Below are 19,405 nucleotides of genomic sequence, written 5' to 3' on the forward strand. Positions count from 1 at the left end.
GTCGCATAGGACACGGCTACGCTACCGTGAACGAGATTCCCCACTGGATTCGGTCACATAGAACCTTGCTACGCTACCATCAACGGGATTCTTCACTGGATTCGGTCGCATAGAACACGGCTACGCTACCGTGAACAAGATTCCTCACTGGATTCGGTCGCATAGAACACGACTACGCTACCGCGGACGGGATTCTTCACTGGTTTCGGTCGCATAGAACACGACTACGCTACCGTGAACGGAATTCCCCACTGGATTCGGTCACATAGAACCTTGCTACGCTACCATGAACGGGATTCTTCACTGGATTCAGACGCATAGAACCTTGCTACGCTACCATCAACGGGATTCTTCACTGGATTCGGTCGCATAGGACACGGCTACGCTACCGTGAACGAGATTCCCCACTGGATTCGGTCACATAGAACCTTGCTACGCTACCATCAACGGGATTCTTCACTGGATTCGGTCGCATAGGACACGGCTACGCTTCCGCGGACGGGACTCTTCCACAGATTCGGTCACATAGAACCTTGCTACGCTACCATCAACGGGATTCTTCACTGGTTTCGGTCGCATAGAACACGACTACACTACCACGAACGGGATTCTTGCCTGGATTTATTTGGTCGCATAGAACCTTGCTACGCTACCATCAACGGGATTCTTCACTGGTTTCGGTCGCATAGAACACGGCTACGCTACCATGAACGAGATTCCTCACTGGATTCAGTCGCATAGAACACGACTACGCTACAGTGAACGGAATTCCTCACTGGATTCGGTCACATAGAACCTTGCTACGCTACCATCAACGGGATTCTTCACTGGTTTCGGTCGCATAGAACCTTGCTCCAGAAGTACTGTCTATAAAAAATACAGTTTTATAGACAAAATCTATTATAAACAATAAAAAACAGCCCAGTAAATCTACCAGACTGTTTGAATGAGTTTCGTTAAATTATTTTTTAGTTACGTTAGCAGCTTGTGGTCCACGAGCTCCTTCAACTACTTCGAAAGAAACTTCTTGACCTTCTTCTAAAGTTTTGAAACCTTCAGATTGGATTGCAGAATAGTGAACGAATACGTCGTTTCCGTCTTCAGCTTCGATGAATCCAAAACCTTTTTCAGAGTTAAACCATTTTACTTTACCGTTTTTCATGTAAAAATTTCCTCCTATTGGCCTCCGAAGAAACCATGTGTAAAATTCACCAAATTACAACGTGATAGCTTTACTTTCACTTTCTTATCCAAACTTCGATTAAAACTTTGAACAAGCTTTTGCATAAATCTAATCTCGTGCAACGGCTGATTAAAATTTAACATTTATTAGGCAAATTGTCAAGAAAAGAACAGTTGACATAAATCTACAATATCCTACACAAACAGACCGGCAGGCCTTGATTCTACTGGACCACCATCACAAGTTTTGCATCAATTCGATAAAGTAAACACAGTGTCACAACGATTGGAAAACCCACCATGCTAATGAACGGAATAATGAGCTCCACCTCAGGTTATCCCTTCAATTTTGTCGAAAAATATTTAGGCTAAAAAGATGCCGAAGAAACTTAATTCTTCGGCATGGCGGTTACCTCTTCTTCCCCATCTTTAAACTTATCTAAAATGGAGATGGTATCAACAAGATGGTTATTAAATATTTGACGAGCAACTGCTAATAATTCAATGATCATTGGATCCTTAAGATTATAAATCACTTTATTTCCTTCTTTTGTCCCTGAGACAATATTCTTTGCCCGTAATACCTGCAGTTGCTGGGAAACAGCTGATCCTTCACTCCCGACAAGAGTTTGAATTTCATTGACATTCTTATCACCCTCAGCAAGCAGTTCCAAAATACGAATTCGTAATGGATGGGCAAGCGCCTTGAAAAACTCCGCTTTAAATTGCTGCATTTCTAAATTCAAATTTTCCACTCCTTTCTAGAAGGTAGCCGATAACTTCTTCCTACCTTCTATAGCCCCAGAAGCAGATAACTTTTGACACTCCCTAAAGGCAAAATGTTTACAACCTAAACATTTGTTTTGGTTAATCTGATCGAGGGCATACTGAATTGCTTCGCCCGTATGCTCAAAGAAATGTTCCTCACCAATCATTTGATAGAGGCCGGTCTTCTGTAGAACACTTTCCGGCTGTGCATTCAAACCTGATATGATAACTATACCACTTTTTGAAAAATGACGGACAATACTTGCTAAAATTGCCTCCCCCGATGTATCCATAAACGGTACACGCCCCATCCGCAATAAAAGGATACCCGGCCGGTAGTTAATCGTACTCATGATGGTTTTTTCAAATGTCTGTGCTGCCCCGAAAAACAATGGTCCTTCTACATTGAAAATGCTTATTTGCGGACAGTCATGTGTGTCCGTGACCATATTTGTTTCCACTTTTTCATGCTTATGCTCGCGATTTGGTAATGCCTTGGCCGTAATCGTTACATCACTCATCCGCTTCACAAAGATAAGCGCTGACATCACAAGACCTACTTCAACCGCGGTCGTCAAATTGACAAAAACCGTTAATAAAAAAGTGACTAACATGGTCAAGGAATCCATCGTCTTTGTTTTAAGTATATGGGAAAACACTTTCCTTTCACTCATATTCCAGGCTACCACCATCAAAATCGGCGCCATACTTGCAAGCGGGATATAGGATGCATTGGGTGCAAAAAATAGCAGCACCAGTAAAACCACGACCCCATGAATAATCCCGGAAAAAGGTGACACTGCCCCATTTTTAATATTGGTTGCTGTCCGGGCTAATGCGCCTGTTGCTGGAATTCCACCAAATAACGGAGTAATCATATTGGCTATGCCCTGCCCAATCAGTTCCTTATTGCTGTTATGACGGCTACCCGTCATTCCGTCTGCTACAACAGCGGAGAGCAGCGACTCAATTCCCCCAAGCATCGCAATGACAAAAGCCGGTTTTAACATTTTGATCATCATTTCCACGCTTAAATGCGGAAGATGAATATGCGGCAAGGTACCAGGAATTTCCCCATAGGCTGTTCCAATTGTCGCTACTTGACCAGGATAAAAAAACGTTGCTGCAAGGGTGGATACGACTAAACCAATCAACGGCCCCGGTACCCTTGGTGCGACCTTTGGAGTCAAGATAATCGTAATTAGGCAAAGTCCGGCTGTTAAAATACTGTAAAGATTGACTGTACCCAGATGAACAAAAATTTCCTTTAGATTAAGGATAAACTCTTCATGTTTTTTGATTCCTGAAAGTCCTAAAAAACTTGCCACCTGCCCCGTAAAAATGGTTACGGCAATTCCGGTTGTGAAACCAATCGTGACTGGACGAGGAATGTACTTGATAAGCGACCCGAGCTTAAATACCCCCATCAAAGTCAACATGATTCCCGCTAAAAATCCGGCGATTAACAGGTTTTCATAGCCATAGGTCATAACTATGCCAAAAAGGATTGGAATGAATGCCCCGGTTGGACCGCCAATTTGATACTTTGATCCGCCCAATAAGGAGATAAGGATCCCTGCAACAATCGTCGTATAGATTCCATACTCTGGTTTCACCCCGGAAGCGATGGCGAATGCCATTCCTAAAGGAATCGCGATAACACCAACAATTAATCCTGAGATGAGATCTTTTGGAACACTGCGTAAGGAATACTGATGGAATCTTTTATCAATCAACATAGGAACCCTTCTTATCTATTCTTATTTTGTATATCTGATTATTTGAATATATGATAATACCATAATTTAAGCAATACTTTTTTCAAAAAAAATTCACTTGTTTTCAAATTTTTATGGTGGTATAATAATAGAGCGATGAGCTGAGTTGTGTAAGCCGAAGAACATTCCTTTACGGAACACACTATGTGGAGTGTGGTTCTTCGCCTCAATACGCGAGAAGACGCCTTCTATGAAAGGCGTCTTTTTTTGTTCCATTTTTTCAACTTCTATTAGCACTTTTTTCCTAAATCTTTTACAATAAAGATGTAAGTTTGATTTTAAAAGTGGAGGGATAGAGATGAATAACCACGAAATTGATTATAAAATTTATGGGGATGACATGCAGTTTGTTGAGGTGGAATTGGATCCACAAGAAACAGTCATTGCTGAAGCTGGAAGCTTTATGATGATGGAAGATGACATACATATGGAGACAATTTTTGGTGATGGAAGCGGCGGTGGTGGTGGCCTAATGGGTAAATTATTCAGCGCCGGAAAACGGATGCTGACTGGTGAAAGTCTATTTATGACTACCTTTACGAATCAAGGCGCCGGCAAGAAGCATGTTTCCTTTGCAGCCCCGTATCCCGGAAAAGTGATTCCGATGGACCTTAGCGAGTTAGGCGGTAAAATTATTTGCCAAAAGGATGCATTCTTAGCCGCAGCAAAAGGGGTTACCGTAGGAATCGAGTTTCAACGTAAAATTGGTGTCGGATTCTTTGGTGGAGAAGGCTTTATCATGCAAAAGCTTGAAGGAGATGGTCTAGCGTTTGTTCACGCCGGCGGTACGATTATCCGTAAAGAACTTCTTCCTGGTCAAAGCCTGCGGGTTGATACCGGGTGCTTAGTGGCGATGACGAGTAATGTTCAATATGAAATTGAATTTGTAAAAGGAGTTAAGACAGCGTTATTTGGCGGTGAAGGTTTATTCTTTGCGACATTGCGCGGACCAGGTTCTGTTTGGATTCAATCATTGCCATTTAGCCGTTTAGCCAGCCGTGTGTTTGCTGCAGCTCCTTCCCGAGGCGGCGCAAAAGATGAGGGCAGCATTGCCAGAGGGATTTTTGATATGTTTAATGGAGATTAATTAGAAAGCAGGACCAGATTTGGTCCTGCTTTTTTTCGTCAATGATAGGATGATTCTGCTTGTTCCACAAATTCAAAGGATCGAACCGTTTTTAATTCCTGTGGCAATTTGGATAAGCTTAGAGACTAAGATATCTAAATAAAACCGACGTTTACTGTTATGAATATAACCACATAGTTTATATGATTTTAATCACTCTAGTTAGTTCCAATTGTAAATATAATTAAATTAGTATTTTATAATTTAAGAATTTAGGAGTGTTTACAATTGGAATCTCAAGTATACGGTTTTTTTATGCCAAAGGAAAATTTAATTGGCATTGGAGCAGCAAAACAAATTAGTCAAAAAGTAAAAGAACTTGGTGGAACAAATGTATTGATTATAACAGGAAAAGTGGTTGAAAAATTGGATTTCACCCAATCAATCGCTGAATCCATTCAAAAAGAACACATACCTGTAAGCCTTTTTTCGGATGTAGAACCAAATCCAACAGATAAAAATGTGGAAGATGGGGTTAACTTCCTAAAAAAGGAGAACTGTGACTTGGTTGTAGCAATCGGTGGGGGGAGTTCACTTGATTGCGCAAAAGCAATTTGTTTAGTCGCCGCAAATGGAGGAACCATCCATGACTATGCTGGAATCGACTTATCTTCATCACCTATGGTTCCTCTAATCACAGTTAATACAACAGCGGGAACAGCTAGTGAAATGACAAGAATAGCTGTTATTACCAATACGAAAAGCTCGCAGAAAATGGTCATTGTAGATAAGCATATTACACCTAATCTTTCTATTAATGACCCACAACTTACAGAAAAGTTACCAGCCGATTTAACAGCAGGAACTGGAATGGATGCATTAACACATGCAGTTGAAGCATTTATGTCAATTTTGGCGACCCCTGTAACAGATGCATGTGCCATACAAGCTATTCGATTAGTTGGCCAACATCTAAGAAACGCAGTGAAAAATGGTGAAGATTTAGTTGCTCGTGAAGGGATGACAAACGCCCAATTTTTAGCTGGAATGGCCTTCAACAACGCACTTCTTGGTTATGCACATGCGATTGCTCATCAACTTGGAGGAATTTATAATTTGCCTCATGGTCTGTGCAATGCAATTCTTTTACCTCATATCGTAAAGTTTAACTTGGATGCAAAACCTAAAAAAGCGGTTGAGATAGCAGTTGCACTAGGAGAAAATGTTACTGATTTATCGCCAATGGAATCAGCAGAAAAAGCGGTATCAGCAATTAAAAAGCTTGGTCAGGATGTTGGGATTCCTAATGGATTATCTGAAATTGGCGTAAAAGAAGAAGATATTCTAATGTTAGCTGAACTATCTATGAAAGACCCATGTGCATTATTTAACCCGAAAAAAGCATCACTAGATGACGTTGTTTCTATATTAACAGCTGCATTCTAATTAAAAATATAATTATAGGTGAGCATTTGTTTTTTCAATAAATGTTCACTTTTTTCTATGACAAGTCATAATAGATATTCTCTCTACTTGCCACCTGCTCCTTCGATTGTTTCAGCTCAGCTATTGTGAGTCTAAAAAAGGAATTTTCCATTCTTTGGCGGATCATCATAGCCAAAAATTCTACCCTGAGTTGGGCCAATTTTATAAATTGAGTCCTTTCAGCTTGTTTTCCACCTCTTTCTTTTTTAAATTGTAAGCTTGCCATGGTGTATTGTCTTGAATCATTTCATTTTTCCTTTCCACCAAAACTTTTCGTAAGTCACCAATATATTGGTCTTTTTCATAAAGTTCGATTAACCCGAGCACACCTGTTGACGAGAGACTATTTAAATAGTGAACATCAATTTTTCCGGTTTGCTCATAACGGGTAATGTTTTGCTTCACAACAATTTGGTTCAAATTAATGATGTTAATCGCTGTATAGTAAATCAGAGCACTGATAAAGTAAAAATGAAACAAAGATAATTTTTCCACCCAAATTTTGATTAACGTATAAAGGAAAATGACCGCTAGAAAAATCATAAAGGTATGGGACAATACCCGAATAAATGAAAACCCGTAAGCTTCCTCATACATACTTAACCTCATGGATGCCGAGGCTAGCATCACCCCGCTTGAGAGAATCAGAATGGTCTGCAGAAATTGTGTGAGCCGCTTTGTTACAACCGTGGCCCGGTGAACAAAATTTACCACCATAATAGTGATTGAAAGATTAATTAATGAAACAAACAGCAGTTCAAAGAATCCTTTGCGAGCGTATTGGGCATAGGTGAAATCACCTTTTAACGTACCGCTGAATAAATATTTGAATTGCACGAGTGCAAAAAGCAAATAAACCAAATTGAATAAAACGAGAACCGTAATGGCAATCACTGCATCCATTTGCGGTGTCTGAATGTTCCATTGTTGTTTGATTGCCTTTATTTGTTTATGGAAGAGGACCTGCATCAAGCCGAAAAATGCAAACGTATAAACGAAGGTGATGATGAACCTCATAACCGTCTCAGCATCAACTTTATGAAACCACTGCGGAATTCCGCCAATAATCCGGCTAAACTGTGAATCGGCTGCCATCAGCAAATTCAAGACAACAAATAGGACAGGTAAGGAAATTAAAATCCCGATGAGTATTTTTTTCCAAACTAAATATTTACTATCATCCACTCCGCCTTTTATTCCTTTACTAAATAACCCCATGATCGATACATTATACTTCATTGCCGCTAAAAGTCGGGAAAACAAATAAGGAATAAAAGTCCATTGATTCCAGTACATTTTTTTCGGACCTGTTACCAACACAAGGTGAAAGATCACAAGAACTGGGATGACCATGATATTTAATAGGTGAAAAAACATGTTATCATAAAGGAAAAAACTTGCAGCTAAGAGCCAAATACAACTAAGAATCAGGTATCCAAATCGCTGATGTGAAAAAGGGAACCCACGAAAGCGCCAAAAAAACACAAGATAGAAAGCAACGATAAACAAGATATAGGAAATGCCGATTTCACTCCGAAAAAAAGCCTCTTCCCCCAAAATACCAAGCAATAAGCATAAAACTAAAAAGATCCCATCCATTTTCCCAATTTTTACATCCATCTTTTATCCCTCTTTTATAAAGAATTTCTATATACATAGTTTTTCTATGTAATTGTGCAAAAAAAATTGCTTATACCGAAGCCTTCTTTCCCCATCGGTAGCCAATCCAGCTAATCGGATAAAGAATGATTGTAAATAGGATACAAGCAATAATAAATGTCTTGGTTAATAGCGGTGCAAACCAGGAATGGGGAATAATTTCAAGAAGGGTTAAAACCATTAAAAGCAGGTTCGGAATAATCGACAGCAAAAATGTTTTTTTCAACAGGTTTCTGCCGCCATGTCCGAAGCCTCTGCCAATTTCGTAACCCAGCAAAGCCCAAAAAAATAAATAAATGAAAGCAATGATGAATGGAATCGCCGTTAAGTGGCTCCAAATGAATGAAAGCCATTCCCAGTTATATAAATTATGGGTTAATGTTAACAAGCTCCCTCCCCCAAAAAAAAGGATATTCATGAAAATAAACAACCATTTCATGTTACTTGGGGTAACAGATAATTCTTCTTTCCACATCTCCGCAATTTCTTTTGGACTCCCAAGCCGTGAAACAATCTGCTCCAAGATGAGATCCTCTTCCTTACATTGAAAAGATTCAATCAGAATTTCATCAATATGGGCTTCATATTCGCGGAGAATATTCTCCTTTTCTTGGTGGTTGCCGAGTCGTTCAGACAGTTCTTCAAGAAATTTATTCTTCTGCCGTTCCATGCTTTGATCTCCCCATTACCTTGTTCATCACCTTAACAAAGTCTTGCCATTCACGGGTTTTCTCTTGTAAAACTTCTTTCCCTGCTTCTGTGATTCGATAATATTTCCGTGCCGGTCCTTTTTCCTGTTCGCGCCAATAGCAGTCAATATACTCCTGCTTCTCAAGCTTATGCAGTGCTGGATACAAGGTTCCTTCCTTCACACTAAGCCCGTTGTCACTGCGTTTTTCAAGTTCTTTTACCAATTCATACCCATACATGTCACGCTCATTTAATAGCTGGAGCATGATTAAGGAAGTACTTCCCTTTACTAATTCACGATTAAACACTTTATCACCTACCTAGATTTATTAGGTATATAGAAATTCTACAATGGAGGAAATTATTTGTAAAGCCTTAGATTTAAAAAAGTGACGCTTTTTAGCTCGTCACTTTTAAAAAAATTATCTAGTTGGATTCTTTGGACTATTTTCGAGGATTTGGATATTTTGGTCCCTCTCAGCGCCATCTGAAAGCTCTTCGGAAAACTCGTGATTTGCTTTGTTCCCTAAAAGCATTTTAGATGAACGAATCGTTTGCGGTGGTAAATTATTATTGGGTGCTGCCTGTTCATTCCATTTTGCCATTAAAATCACCTCAAGATTAGTATTGATTTTTTTCATTCATTTATGATAAAAAACAAAAAACGCTTGAAAACAAGCGTTTTTTGGATCATCCTATATAACCATTTTTTTATTTTCTTTTAACTGTAGTTCTTGATCCCCTGTTCCATCCTGCTCACGATTCTTTTTAATTTTGAAATGATAAATTAAGTAGCAGGCAATAACGAACGGTACACCAAGGTATAGCGCCAAGCGTTGATCCTTATCGAAAGCTAAACTTGCAAGGACGATAATGTTTAATGTTAAGCCAAGGATTGGTAAAAGTGGGAAAAGCGGTGTTCTGAATTTTAGGTCCTCCACTTTACCACCCTCGCGGATAAACTTTCTCCGGAAAGCTATTTGTGAAGCTGTAATCGAGATCCAGCCTACCTGGGCACCTAACCCTGCTACTGAAAGCAGCCATAAAAATACAGTTTCTTCTGCAAAAAATCCTGATAATAATGATAATAATGCAATTACCATCGTTATTATTAGTGCGTTAACTGGAACGCCTCGTTTAGAAACTTTAGTAAGAGCCGGGCTAGTCATTTTCTCTTTTGACATTGCAAACAACATCCGAGTTGCTGCGTAAAGGCCTGAGTTTGCAACAGATAGTAATGCAGTCAGGATAACGAAGTTCATAATGTCTGCGGCATATGGAATTCCGATGCTATCAAAAACCACTACGAATGGACTTTCTACTACCCCTGCTTTATTCATTGGGATAAGACCAGCGACAACAAAAATTGCTAATACAAAGAAGAAAAGTGTACGCCATACTGTTTGTTTAATAGATTTTGGAATTGTCTTTTCAGGTTCTTCACTTTCACCAGCAGCAATCCCGATTAGCTCTGTACCCTGGAACGAGAAGTTAACAGTAATCATAGTAATAAGCAATGCTGTAAGACCATGTGGCAGGAGTCCATGGGCAGTGAAATTAGATAAAAATGGTGCAGGCTGCCCGCCTTTCAAATGGATTAAACCAAACATCGCGGCTCCACCTAATACAATAAATAATACAATTGCGGCAATTTTAATGCTAGCAAACCAAAATTCAGCTTCAGCAAATGCACGGGCAGACAGTGCGTTTAGAGCGAATAAAATGATTGCAAAAACAGCACTCCAAATCCATACTGGTGAATCAGCAAACCATCTTTGCATCATCTGACCAGCGGATAGTAACTCCAATGCAACAGTTACTGCCCAGCCTAACCAATATAACCACCCAAGGGCAAACCCTGTTCCAGGACCGATAAATTTAGTGGTATAGGTTTGAAACGAACCGGAAACCGGCATGGCAACAGATAGTTCTCCAAGGCAAAGCATTGTTAAGAACATTATAAATCCGCCTACGATATAGGAAAGGATGGCACCGGTTGGTCCTGCCTGGCTAATCGTATACCCGGATCCGAGGAATAGACCTGAACCGATGACTCCCCCTAGGGAGATCATAAAAATATGTCTTGCCTTCATCGTCCTTTGTAATTCATGATTGTTGTTTTCTGGAAAATTCATTGAATTTCTCCTTTCATCCCCCGATGTGAATTCGCTTACAATATGATAAAAATATTGAAAATAGCGACAATTCTATGCAATAGGGAACGCTTTCATTATCCCTACTAGCAAAGAGTAGAATAAGCTAAATTTTATAAATGTGCAACAGCTAATTCTTGTTAGTCTATCACTATTTTCCCTTTTAATATGCAAGTTCCATGCCAACCGTTATTTATTTGATTTATGAACATTTTTCGACAATATGCGCCAAATTTCTTTGCGTGTACATTAATAATTTTGCACATATACTGCAAAAAAAATGCTTTTTCCCAAAATAGGAAAAAGCATCTTATATTTCTTAGAGAGGCACTTCCGCTTTTCTTATACCCAGCCCCGGAAACGTGATGCTTCTGCTACTTTTCGAATACCTACCATATAGGCTGCCAATCGCATATCTACTTGATGAGATTGAGCAGTTTGATAAATATTTTCAAAAGAATCGACCATAACTTTTTCAAGTTTTTGCTCTACTTCTTCTTCTGTCCAATAATATCCTTGATTATTTTGTACCCATTCAAAATAAGATACCGTTACACCACCGGCACTGGCAAGAATATCTGGAACAAGAAGAACACCGCGCTCAGTTAAAATTTTTGTTGCTTCAAGCGTAGTTGGGCCGTTCGCTGCTTCTACAATGATTGAAGCTTTAATTTTATCTGCATTATGTGCAGTAATTTGGTTTGAAATCGCTGCTGGTACAAGAATATCGCAGTCTAATTCGAGTAATTCTTCATTGGTAATCGTATTTTTAAATAGCTGAGAAAATGTTCCGAAACTATCTCTTCTATCTAAAAGGGAATTAATGTCAAGACCGTTTGGATCATGAAGGGCGCCATATACGTCTGAAACGCCAACTACTTTTGCACCTGCATCATGCATGAATTTTGCAAGATAGCTTCCGGCATTTCCAAAGCCTTGAATCACTACACGTGCTCCTTGTAATTGAATACCTTTTTTCTTCACTGCTTCTTTGATACACATAGTTACACCTGTTGCTGTTGCTGTTTCGCGCCCTTGTGATCCACCAAGCACTAATGGCTTACCAGTGATAAATCCAGGAGAGTCAAACTCGCGTAAGCGGCTGTATTCATCCATCATCCATGCCATGATTTGTGAGTTTGTGTATACGTCTGGTGCTGGAATATCTTTTGTTGGTCCTACTACCTGGCTGATTGCGCGAACATAGCCGCGGCTTAGGCGTTCAAGCTCTCTAAAGGACATTTTTTTCGGATCACAAATGATACCGCCTTTACCGCCTCCATATGGAAGGTTGGTGATTCCACATTTTAAACTCATCCAAATCGATAGGGCTTTTACTTCTTCTTCATTTACCTCTGGGTGGAAACGCACGCCGCCTTTGGTTGGGCCCACTGCATCATTGTGCTGGGAGCGGTAACCGGTAAAAATTTGGACAGTTCCATCATCCATTCTTACAGGGATGCGCACTGTTAACAAACGGATTGGTTCTTTTAATAATTCGAACATCTCGTTTGTATATCCTAATTTTGATAATGCTTTTTGAATAACTGTTTGGGTTGAGTAGAACAAATTCAATGATTCTTCTTCTTGTTGTTGTTCTTTTGTCATTTGATCTATCACAGTATTTGCGGTCATGGTTGACACCTCTATAAAAATTTATATTTTGATTTAATTATTTAGATAATACTTTTTCGATTTTTTCAAATGCCCAGTCGATTTCTTCTTTAGAAATAATGAGCGGTGGTGCAAAGCGAATTACTGTATCATGAGTTTCTTTACAAAGGAGACCTTCTTCTTTTAATTGTTCACAATAGGGTCTTGCCTCTTCAGTAAGTTCAACTCCAATGAATAAGCCTCTTCCTCTAACTTCTTTAATCATTGGGTTGTCGATGGTTTTTAATTTTTCAATGAAGTAGTTACCTAGTTCTAAAGAACGTTCAGCTAATTTCTCATCTTCAAGCACTTCTAATGCAGCAATGGAAACCGCACAGGCTAACGGATTTCCTCCGAATGTTGAACCGTGTGAACCTGGGTTGAATACACCTAAAATGTCTGAGTTAGCCACCACACAAGAGATTGGGAATACTCCGCCGCCAAGTGCTTTTCCTAAGATTAACATGTCAGGAGTTACATCTTCCCATTCGACTGCAAACATTTTACCAGTACGTGCTAAACCTGCTTGAATTTCATCTGCAATAAATAACACATTGTTTTCTTTACATAATTCAGATGCTGCTTTTAAGAAGCCTTGAGCTGGAATTTTGATTCCTGCTTCCCCTTGAATTGGCTCAATGATAAATGCTGCTGTATTTGGAGTAATGGCAGCTTTTAATGCTTCAAGCTCACCATAAGGAACTAATTTAATTCCTGGAAGCATTGGTCCGAATCCGCGCTTGTATTCTTCATCAGAAGACATACTTACAGCACCCATTGTACGTCCGTGGAAGTTGCCGATACAGGCAATAATTTCTGCTTGATCTTCTGCAATTCCTTTTACATCATAACCCCAACGGCGAGCAGTTTTTAAAGCTGTTTCCACTGCTTCTGCACCGGTGTTCATTGGTAATACCATGTTTTTACCAGTTAATTTACTTACTTTTTCATACCAAGGACCAAGTTGATCACTGTGGAATGCACGTGATGTTAGTGTTACACGGTCTGCTTGATCTTTTAACGCTTGGATGATTTTTGGATGACGATGTCCTTGATTGACTGCAGAATAGGCACTAAGCATATCCATGTATCGTTTACCTTCTGGGTTTTCCACCCAAACTCCTTCTGCCTTTGAAATAACGATTGGCAGTGGATGATAGTTATTGGCACCAAATTTTTGTGTTTGTTCAATAATGTTAGATGATTTTGAAGTTGTTGCTGCTGTCATGTAAAATTTCCCCTTTCATTTCGTTGCATTAAACTAATATGCAAGTTTCGTGCCAACTTACATTTTTGCAGTTTGAAAAGGTTTTCAGCTTTTTGAGCGCCATATTATTTTGCATAAATTAATTTTTTAATCACTTCAACGCAAAAATATTTTGCATTAAAAGGGGTTTTTCGTTAAAATGGGTTCATAAGCGAAACAAGCAAGGGGAATTACAATGGAGAATACAAAAAAATCAATTCAATACTTGGAATATATCAATCAGATGTATAAAAGGATTTTGGATGAAGTCGATGTTGGTGTGCACGCCGTAGACGGTTCTGGAAAAACCATTATCTATAACAAAAAAATGATGCAAATGGAATCAATGGATATCCAGGATGTCATTCATAAAAATTTATTAGACGTTTTCAGGTTTAAAGACAATCAATCTAGTACACTCGTAAAAGCGTTACAAGAAGGAAAGGAAACCAATAATGTAAAACAAACGTACTTTAATAATAAAGGACGAGAGATTTCAACAATCAATAACACCATTCCGATTTATAATGATGGAGAAATTCAAGGTGCAGTGGAAATTGCTAATGATGTTACAAAGCTTGAGCGCCTGATGAAGGGAAATATGAATGGAAAAGGTGCACCAAGCTTTACCTTTGATAGCATTATTGGAGAAAGTCCGGCGATTAGAGAGGTTATTGAAAGTGCTAAGCGGGCAACACGCACTTCTTCCTATGTGTTAATTGTCGGTGAAACCGGTACAGGGAAAGAGCTTTTTGCTCAAAGCATCCATAATGGCAGCAATCGTCTATCAGGTCCGTTTATATCCCAAAACTGTGCGGCTCTACCAGATAATTTAATCGAAAGTTTGCTTTTCGGCACAAAACGCGGGGCGTTTACTGGTGCACTGGATACTCCGGGATTATTTGAACAAGCAAATGGCGGGACCCTTCTACTGGATGAAATCAATTCATTAAATATGAATCTGCAGGCAAAATTATTGCGCGTTCTCCAGGAAAAAACAATACGAAGGATTGGGGATACAAAGGATACGCCTGTAGATGTTCGTGTTATCGCTAATATCAATGAAGATCCAATTGATGCTGTTGCCAATAATCATTTGCGAAAAGACCTTTATTACCGCCTTGGGGTCGTAACCGTATTTATCCCGCCATTAAGGGAACGGAAAGATGATATTCCATTGCTCGTCGGGCATTTTATTCAAAAATATAATAAACGATTCCATATGAGTGTAAAAGGATTGCATGAAGAAGTAAAAGAATCCTTTCTCGAATATGACTGGTATGGAAATGTACGCGAGCTTGAGCATGTCATTGAAGCGGCGATGAACAATATGATGGATGAGGAGTTAATCCGCTATATTCACCTTCCCTATCAATATCGAAATAAAATGCAGTTGAAGGAGCGGATGATTCCGATTTCATCTGTTGAAACCTTTATTAACCGGAATGAGGATGTTTCCGTGCCATTGAAGGAACAAATGGAGTTATTTGAAAAATCTTATATTGAGCATGTTTTGAAAAAGAATGATAACAATATCTCCAGAACGGCAAAACTACTCGGGCTAAGCCGGCAAAGCCTGCAGTATCGGATGAAGAAATTGAATATTGAATAAGAAAAGCGGAAGCGCCCTGTTCAGCGGCGTATGGCCTGGAGCGCTCCAACTGAGATAAAGGAAACACGAAGAGCCGGAGGCGATTCGATGTTGACTTATCGTAGGGCGGAGAGCGAAGGACACTAGCCGCTAGGGCGCTGGAGCTGAACAATTCTCAAAGTCAAAATTTCTTATCTTCTAATAAAAGAAGCGGATTGCATTGTTGATTGCAATCCGCTTCTTTTATTTAGCTGCTACCAGTGTATAGGTTTTCGGCAAGCCGATATCATGGATTTTATGATTAGGTTCTTCTTCTAACACGGTAATACGGAAACCGTTTTGCCCAACCGAAGTAACCACTTCCCCTATCGTCCATTTTCGCTGTAATGACTTCGTTAATTCTGTTTGTTGTTCAGAACCCATATGCTTTGAAAAAGCGACATTGACTTCTTCTAATGACGGATCAAAATAATTCCCAGTCACTTTATGTTTTTTCCCACTTGAGGTAATGAGCTTTGTAGAGATGGGATGAAATTCATGCAGAAGAAAGATTCCACCCTTAGACAACTTGGAGTGGATGGTCGAAAATAATGGTTGTAAATCTATAAAATAATGTAATACCCCTAATTCCATTAAGACCATATCATACGCCTCGCTTTGAATTAGATCAGGTAGGTTTAAGACATCTGAGACTACATACTCTAATGATACCCCCGCCTCTCTGGCCACTTCTTTAGCAAAACGTTCATTTTCTGCGGAAAAATCAACAATCGTCACTTTTGCACCCAATAAGGAAAGCGCCACGCCCTTAACTCCATTCGATCCCATTAAATGAAGGATTTTTTTATCTTGTAAATCCCCCATATAGTTTAAAAATGGATGGAGACGCCACTCAGGATTCTCTTTTATTTTTGCCGCAGCATTTGCGGGATCTCCGTAACGGTTGATTAAAGCTTGGTAATTATTCTGATTCCATGCTCTTTGATTGGCTTCTGTCATTTTGTTTTGTTTATTTAACAGATAGGAATGAACCTTTTCAGCCAGCATCGGATCTGCTTTTGGGTTATACAAATATGTATAAAACGATACACACCAAACTATTGCATCCTCCATTTCTACTGCAATACGATACGGGTTGGTTCGGATCGTTGTATTATATTCACAATGAATATGTACCTTATTTTCATTGTATCCAAAAGAGAACGAAGCACTTTTAACATCTTTTATTATCTCAGAAGGTAATTTATCCAAAAACAAATCATACACCTGTTCAAGTGAATCCCATTGTATATCAATAAAAATCGAGTCCGAAACATCCATATGAATTCCTTGTATTGCTAAGGCAGTTGGACCAACAAACTGATAAGAGATATTTTTTTCTTCGAATATTTTAGCAAAATTAATAATAGTTTTCATTGCGCCTGGCACCACCCGAATTTTGTCGAATTTCATTTCACAAACTTGATTGGAATTACATAAACTATAGATAAGAGTATTACTTTTCAAGACATGACTCATTATAGCAATTAAGTAAAATTCTCTGCAATGGGATCTAATTATTCTAATGGATTCTGTTTTTTAAAGGAAAAATACCAGCATAAAAATTCCATTTTTTACTCATAATAATGAAAAACTGAGGTGATGGAAATGGGATTACTCAACTCCTATAATCAATGGAGAGAAAACAAATACCAAAATTTTGTCTCCAATATGAAAGACCAAGGCAAATGTCCTGATTGCCAAGGCAGAGGCTACACCGTTTATCCTTATAATGAATTTGCTTATTTCAATTCCTTTGAATGCCCTGGCTGTCAAGGCAGCGGTACGTATACAGATTGGGAGGAAACGAGATAGCCTAAAAACATTTGAAAACCCTTTCACACGAAAGGGCTTTTTGCTTGAAAAAAATCCACAACATAGTGTTGGAGATTTTTTACCATGGCACAACTGAACATACAAAAATTTTTGTCGCATAATAAAAAGGGGTTTGGAAACGTTAAACCTATGTCTGTTCATCATTTTCTAGGGGGTTAAACAATGTCTGTGTTTGTTTACCAAACGTTCGAAATAAAACAGGACAAATTTAAAGAAGCCATTGAAAATTTAAAAGAGATGAAAAAGTTTCGGAATGAAAATTATAATCATAAGGTAGAAATCTTAACACCGATTTCAGGAAAAGATCATACATATTCCTTTTTATCCACCTATGAGGGGTTGGCAGAAATGGAACTACAGAACAAAAAAATGTTTGATGATGAGGAATACTTAAAATTAATTAGCGAGTTCTTTTTAGAAAATGTTGTTCAAGGAAGTATGTATACCCAAATCTTTCGGTCCTTAAATGATGGGAAAGAGTAAAAAATCGGTCCAGATCCCGGAACGAATATGGAACTGGACCATATTACCTATACAAAAACGATTTTTCGATACATCCCTCCTACTAGCAAAATGATATGATTATCACCGAGATTACTATATTACAAGGATGGATTACATGAACAAGCTAATCATCTTCGCTCTTATTTCCTCTACAATTCTTGTAGGCTGCAGCTTAAAAGAGGCTAACGCCAAAATGAGTAAGGAGAATAAGCAGTTTACCCATTCTAAGAAAACGCTGGCAATAATCAAAGACGATTCGTTACCGGAAGTGGACAATCGGCCTATTTTTCAACCAAAAGCCACTATTTCTATAAGTCCCATTACATTTCAATCTACAAATGCATCGATTACAACTGAAGAACTTAAGGAAAATGTTTCAGAAATCCGCTATCATATCTGGCGTAAAGCGGATGGTCCGGAAAGTATAAAAACGTTCTCATCGACTGACCCCGCAAATGATTTTTCATTCCTGTTTGATACGAATGAATTTTCCAGAAAACGTGGGGAGTACCAAGTGGAGGCTTATGCCGTTCAAGAGGATGGTCTGGAAAAGCTTTTGGCAAAATCCACCTTAACCTTCCAACAGCATGTCCCAATCCTGATGTATCATGCTATCGATGAGTATAATGGCCTCGGACTGCGGGAGTTGTTTGTCTCTCCTGCTAACTTTGAAGAACAGATGCGCTATTTAAAGGATCATGGCTATACGTTCCTGACATTTGAACGCTGGGGTGAGATTAATAAAGTAAATAAGCCCGTGCTTGTTACCTTTGATGACGGCATGAAAAACAATCTAAACGCTTTTTGGATTTTGCAAAAATTACAGGATGAAACCTTCCATCCAGCTGCGACTGAATATGTGATTGCCGGGTCAATCGACAATAGTCCTTCACAGCTATCATCAGCTGATATAAAGGAAATGGTGGATTCCGGTATCTTTTCGATCCAATCTCATACAATGTCACATGCAGATCTGCCTAAAGTGACGAATTTTGAAGAAGAACTTGAAAGCTCAAAGGAAAAAATTGAACAGGTTACCGGAAGACCTGTAATAGCCATTGCCTATCCGTTTGGTCATGTTGATCCTGCCGTTGTCGAAGAGACAAAGAAATACTATCAATATGCAACAACTACGCAGCCTGGAGAATTTATTGAAACAGGTGAGCCGGACGAAATGCTGCTCATGAAACGGGTGCGGATTTCAAACTCAACAACGATCAATCAATTTGCAGCGGCAGTGCAATCTTGGTAGGAAGCTTGGAAAAGCTTCCTTTTTTCTTTCTAAAAATAAAAACCAAACAATGCCACGCACTGTTTGGTTTATTTTTTAATAGAAGAACGATTGTATTTTCGTAAAAGCTGTCCAAATAATTTTCGTTCTTCATCCGACCATTCTTCTAAAACTTCACTAATTCTTTCAATCCGTGCTTCCTTATGTTCAAAAAATTCTGTTTTCCCTAATTCTGTTATTTGAAGGGTATAGGCCCTGCCATCCAGCGGATCCGGGATTCGGTATACATATCCTTTTTGTTCAAGGGCAGCTGTCTGCCTGCTTACCGTAGAAATATCCAACTGGAATTCATCCGCAAGGACCTTTGCTCCTGCAGGCCCTTTTGCAATAATCCGATGTAATAAAAGATAGGCGGACCGATCAAGATGCCCAATTTTTCTATTAGCCGATGTAATTCGGCGAATTAGGATTGCCAGCTCAAGATCAATGGTTTCCACTGAAATATCCCCCATATATATCCACCT

General features: G+C 39.1%; 19 protein-coding genes. 6 read left to right on the forward strand and 13 right to left on the reverse strand.

Annotated elements, in window-relative coordinates; genetic code table 11:
* Positions 1-961: 961 nt before the first annotated feature.
* The 4 genes from J2Y67_RS00005 to J2Y67_RS00020 all read right to left on the reverse strand — a co-directional run bounded on the left by J2Y67_RS00005 (position 962) and on the right by J2Y67_RS00020 (position 3,689).
* Positions 962-1,162, reverse strand: a complete 201-nt coding sequence (locus J2Y67_RS00005; protein WP_026575162.1) for a cold-shock protein — start codon at positions 1,160-1,162, stop codon at positions 962-964.
* A 244-nt stretch (positions 1,163-1,406) separates the two neighbouring features.
* A complete protein-coding gene (locus J2Y67_RS00010; RefSeq protein ID WP_310170216.1) occupies positions 1,407-1,484 on the reverse strand; it encodes a YvrJ family protein in 78 nt (25 codons plus the stop codon).
* A gap of 87 nt (positions 1,485-1,571) precedes the next feature.
* The gene (locus tag J2Y67_RS00015) at positions 1,572-1,928 is read right to left on the reverse strand and encodes an ArsR/SmtB family transcription factor (protein WP_310169429.1); all 357 of its coding nucleotides are present in this window, start codon (positions 1,926-1,928) and stop codon (positions 1,572-1,574) included.
* A gap of 15 nt (positions 1,929-1,943) precedes the next feature.
* Positions 1,944-3,689: a SulP family inorganic anion transporter gene (locus tag J2Y67_RS00020; protein WP_310169430.1), complete on the reverse strand. Its 1,746-nt coding sequence runs from the start codon at positions 3,687-3,689 to the stop codon at positions 1,944-1,946.
* Positions 3,690-4,026: 337 nt separating this feature from the next.
* Here J2Y67_RS00020 and J2Y67_RS00025 point away from each other — a divergent pair, with 337 nt between their 5' ends.
* Entirely contained in the window at positions 4,027-4,815 is a 789-nt protein-coding gene (locus tag J2Y67_RS00025) for a TIGR00266 family protein (protein ID WP_310169431.1), read from the forward strand.
* Between the two features lie 267 nt (positions 4,816-5,082).
* Positions 5,083-6,240 carry an iron-containing alcohol dehydrogenase gene (locus J2Y67_RS00030; RefSeq protein ID WP_310169432.1) on the forward strand — a complete coding sequence of 386 codons (1,158 nt, stop codon included), beginning with the start codon at positions 5,083-5,085 and terminating at the stop codon, positions 6,238-6,240.
* 201 nt (positions 6,241-6,441) lie between these two features.
* On the opposite strand, the gene J2Y67_RS00035 is transcribed toward J2Y67_RS00030, so the two are convergent.
* The 7 genes from J2Y67_RS00035 to J2Y67_RS00065 all read right to left on the reverse strand — a co-directional run bounded on the left by J2Y67_RS00035 (position 6,442) and on the right by J2Y67_RS00065 (position 13,662).
* Positions 6,442-7,899, reverse strand: coding sequence for a DUF4153 domain-containing protein (locus tag J2Y67_RS00035; protein WP_310169433.1), 1,458 nt, complete (start codon positions 7,897-7,899; stop codon positions 6,442-6,444).
* A gap of 70 nt (positions 7,900-7,969) precedes the next feature.
* Positions 7,970-8,608, reverse strand: a complete 639-nt coding sequence (locus tag J2Y67_RS00040; RefSeq protein WP_310169434.1) for an HAAS signaling domain-containing protein — start codon at positions 8,606-8,608, stop codon at positions 7,970-7,972.
* On the reverse strand, positions 8,589-8,936 hold the full coding sequence (locus J2Y67_RS00045) for a PadR family transcriptional regulator (protein ID WP_310169435.1): 348 nt from the start codon (positions 8,934-8,936) through the stop codon (positions 8,589-8,591). Before J2Y67_RS00045 ends, J2Y67_RS00040 begins: the two co-directional genes overlap by 20 nt.
* 114 nt (positions 8,937-9,050) lie before the next feature.
* Complete coding sequence (locus J2Y67_RS00050; RefSeq protein WP_310169436.1) at positions 9,051-9,269, reverse strand: hypothetical protein; 219 nt, start codon at positions 9,267-9,269, stop codon at positions 9,051-9,053.
* Between the two features lie 54 nt (positions 9,270-9,323).
* The gene (locus tag J2Y67_RS00055) at positions 9,324-10,763 is read right to left on the reverse strand and encodes an amino acid permease (RefSeq protein ID WP_310169437.1); all 1,440 of its coding nucleotides are present in this window, start codon (positions 10,761-10,763) and stop codon (positions 9,324-9,326) included.
* Between the two features lie 360 nt (positions 10,764-11,123).
* Complete coding sequence (locus tag J2Y67_RS00060; protein ID WP_396954022.1) at positions 11,124-12,389, reverse strand: Glu/Leu/Phe/Val dehydrogenase; 1,266 nt, start codon at positions 12,387-12,389, stop codon at positions 11,124-11,126.
* 64 nt (positions 12,390-12,453) lie between these two features.
* Complete coding sequence (locus J2Y67_RS00065; protein ID WP_310169439.1) at positions 12,454-13,662, reverse strand: ornithine--oxo-acid transaminase; 1,209 nt, start codon at positions 13,660-13,662, stop codon at positions 12,454-12,456.
* 214 nt (positions 13,663-13,876) lie between these two features.
* Between J2Y67_RS00065 and J2Y67_RS00070 the strand changes: the two genes are divergently transcribed.
* Entirely contained in the window at positions 13,877-15,292 is a 1,416-nt protein-coding gene (locus J2Y67_RS00070) for a sigma-54 interaction domain-containing protein (protein ID WP_310169440.1), read from the forward strand.
* Between the two features lie 222 nt (positions 15,293-15,514).
* Here J2Y67_RS00070 and J2Y67_RS00075 read toward each other — a convergent pair whose 3' ends face one another.
* Positions 15,515-16,687: a class I SAM-dependent methyltransferase gene (locus J2Y67_RS00075; RefSeq protein ID WP_310169441.1), complete on the reverse strand. Its 1,173-nt coding sequence runs from the start codon at positions 16,685-16,687 to the stop codon at positions 15,515-15,517.
* A 231-nt stretch (positions 16,688-16,918) separates the two neighbouring features.
* Between J2Y67_RS00075 and J2Y67_RS00080 the strand changes: the two genes are divergently transcribed.
* From J2Y67_RS00080 to J2Y67_RS00090, 3 genes are all read left to right on the forward strand, one after another.
* Positions 16,919-17,125 (forward strand): DnaJ-like cysteine-rich domain-containing protein, encoded by a 207-nt coding sequence (locus tag J2Y67_RS00080; protein ID WP_026575151.1) that lies wholly within the window; start codon positions 16,919-16,921, stop codon positions 17,123-17,125.
* A 183-nt stretch (positions 17,126-17,308) separates the two neighbouring features.
* A complete protein-coding gene (locus tag J2Y67_RS00085) occupies positions 17,309-17,629 on the forward strand; it encodes a hypothetical protein (protein WP_310169442.1) in 321 nt (106 codons plus the stop codon).
* A gap of 136 nt (positions 17,630-17,765) precedes the next feature.
* On the forward strand, positions 17,766-18,902 hold the full coding sequence (locus J2Y67_RS00090; RefSeq protein ID WP_396954016.1) for a polysaccharide deacetylase family protein: 1,137 nt from the start codon (positions 17,766-17,768) through the stop codon (positions 18,900-18,902).
* A 68-nt stretch (positions 18,903-18,970) separates the two neighbouring features.
* On the opposite strand, the gene J2Y67_RS00095 is transcribed toward J2Y67_RS00090, so the two are convergent.
* Positions 18,971-19,393 carry a MarR family winged helix-turn-helix transcriptional regulator gene (locus J2Y67_RS00095; RefSeq protein WP_310169446.1) on the reverse strand — a complete coding sequence of 141 codons (423 nt, stop codon included), beginning with the start codon at positions 19,391-19,393 and terminating at the stop codon, positions 18,971-18,973.
* Between the last annotated feature and the right edge of the window lie 12 nt (positions 19,394-19,405).

It is taken from the genome of Neobacillus niacini (assembly GCF_031456445.1).
Lineage (GTDB): Bacteria > Bacillota > Bacilli > Bacillales > Cytobacillaceae > Neobacillus > Neobacillus niacini_I.

Bases quoted from the DNA above. Each gene is read 5' to 3' on its own strand.
- J2Y67_RS00070 (WP_310169440.1), top strand. From the start codon at position 13,877: ATGGAGAATACAAAAAAATCAATTCAATACTTGGAATATATCAATCAG.
- J2Y67_RS00040 (WP_310169434.1), bottom strand. From the start codon at position 8,608: ATGGAACGGCAGAAGAATAAATTTCTTGAAGAACTGTCTGAACGACTC.
- J2Y67_RS00095 (WP_310169446.1), bottom strand. From the start codon at position 19,393: ATGGGGGATATTTCAGTGGAAACCATTGATCTTGAGCTGGCAATCCTA.
- J2Y67_RS00025 (WP_310169431.1), top strand. From the start codon at position 4,027: ATGAATAACCACGAAATTGATTATAAAATTTATGGGGATGACATGCAG.
- J2Y67_RS00075 (WP_310169441.1), bottom strand. From the start codon at position 16,687: ATGAAAACTATTATTAATTTTGCTAAAATATTCGAAGAAAAAAATATC.
- J2Y67_RS00090 (WP_396954016.1), top strand. From the start codon at position 17,766: ATGAACAAGCTAATCATCTTCGCTCTTATTTCCTCTACAATTCTTGTA.
- J2Y67_RS00020 (WP_310169430.1), bottom strand. From the start codon at position 3,689: ATGTTGATTGATAAAAGATTCCATCAGTATTCCTTACGCAGTGTTCCA.
- J2Y67_RS00010 (WP_310170216.1), bottom strand. From the start codon at position 1,484: ATGGTGGGTTTTCCAATCGTTGTGACACTGTGTTTACTTTATCGAATT.
- J2Y67_RS00080 (WP_026575151.1), top strand. From the start codon at position 16,919: ATGGGATTACTCAACTCCTATAATCAATGGAGAGAAAACAAATACCAA.
- J2Y67_RS00055 (WP_310169437.1), bottom strand. From the start codon at position 10,763: ATGAATTTTCCAGAAAACAACAATCATGAATTACAAAGGACGATGAAG.
- J2Y67_RS00060 (WP_396954022.1), bottom strand. From the start codon at position 12,389: ATGACAAAAGAACAACAACAAGAAGAAGAATCATTGAATTTGTTCTAC.
- J2Y67_RS00005 (WP_026575162.1), bottom strand. From the start codon at position 1,162: ATGAAAAACGGTAAAGTAAAATGGTTTAACTCTGAAAAAGGTTTTGGA.
- J2Y67_RS00065 (WP_310169439.1), bottom strand. From the start codon at position 13,662: ATGACAGCAGCAACAACTTCAAAATCATCTAACATTATTGAACAAACA.
- J2Y67_RS00035 (WP_310169433.1), bottom strand. From the start codon at position 7,899: ATGGATGTAAAAATTGGGAAAATGGATGGGATCTTTTTAGTTTTATGC.
- J2Y67_RS00050 (WP_310169436.1), bottom strand. From the start codon at position 9,269: ATGAAAAAAATCAATACTAATCTTGAGGTGATTTTAATGGCAAAATGG.
- J2Y67_RS00085 (WP_310169442.1), top strand. From the start codon at position 17,309: ATGTCTGTGTTTGTTTACCAAACGTTCGAAATAAAACAGGACAAATTT.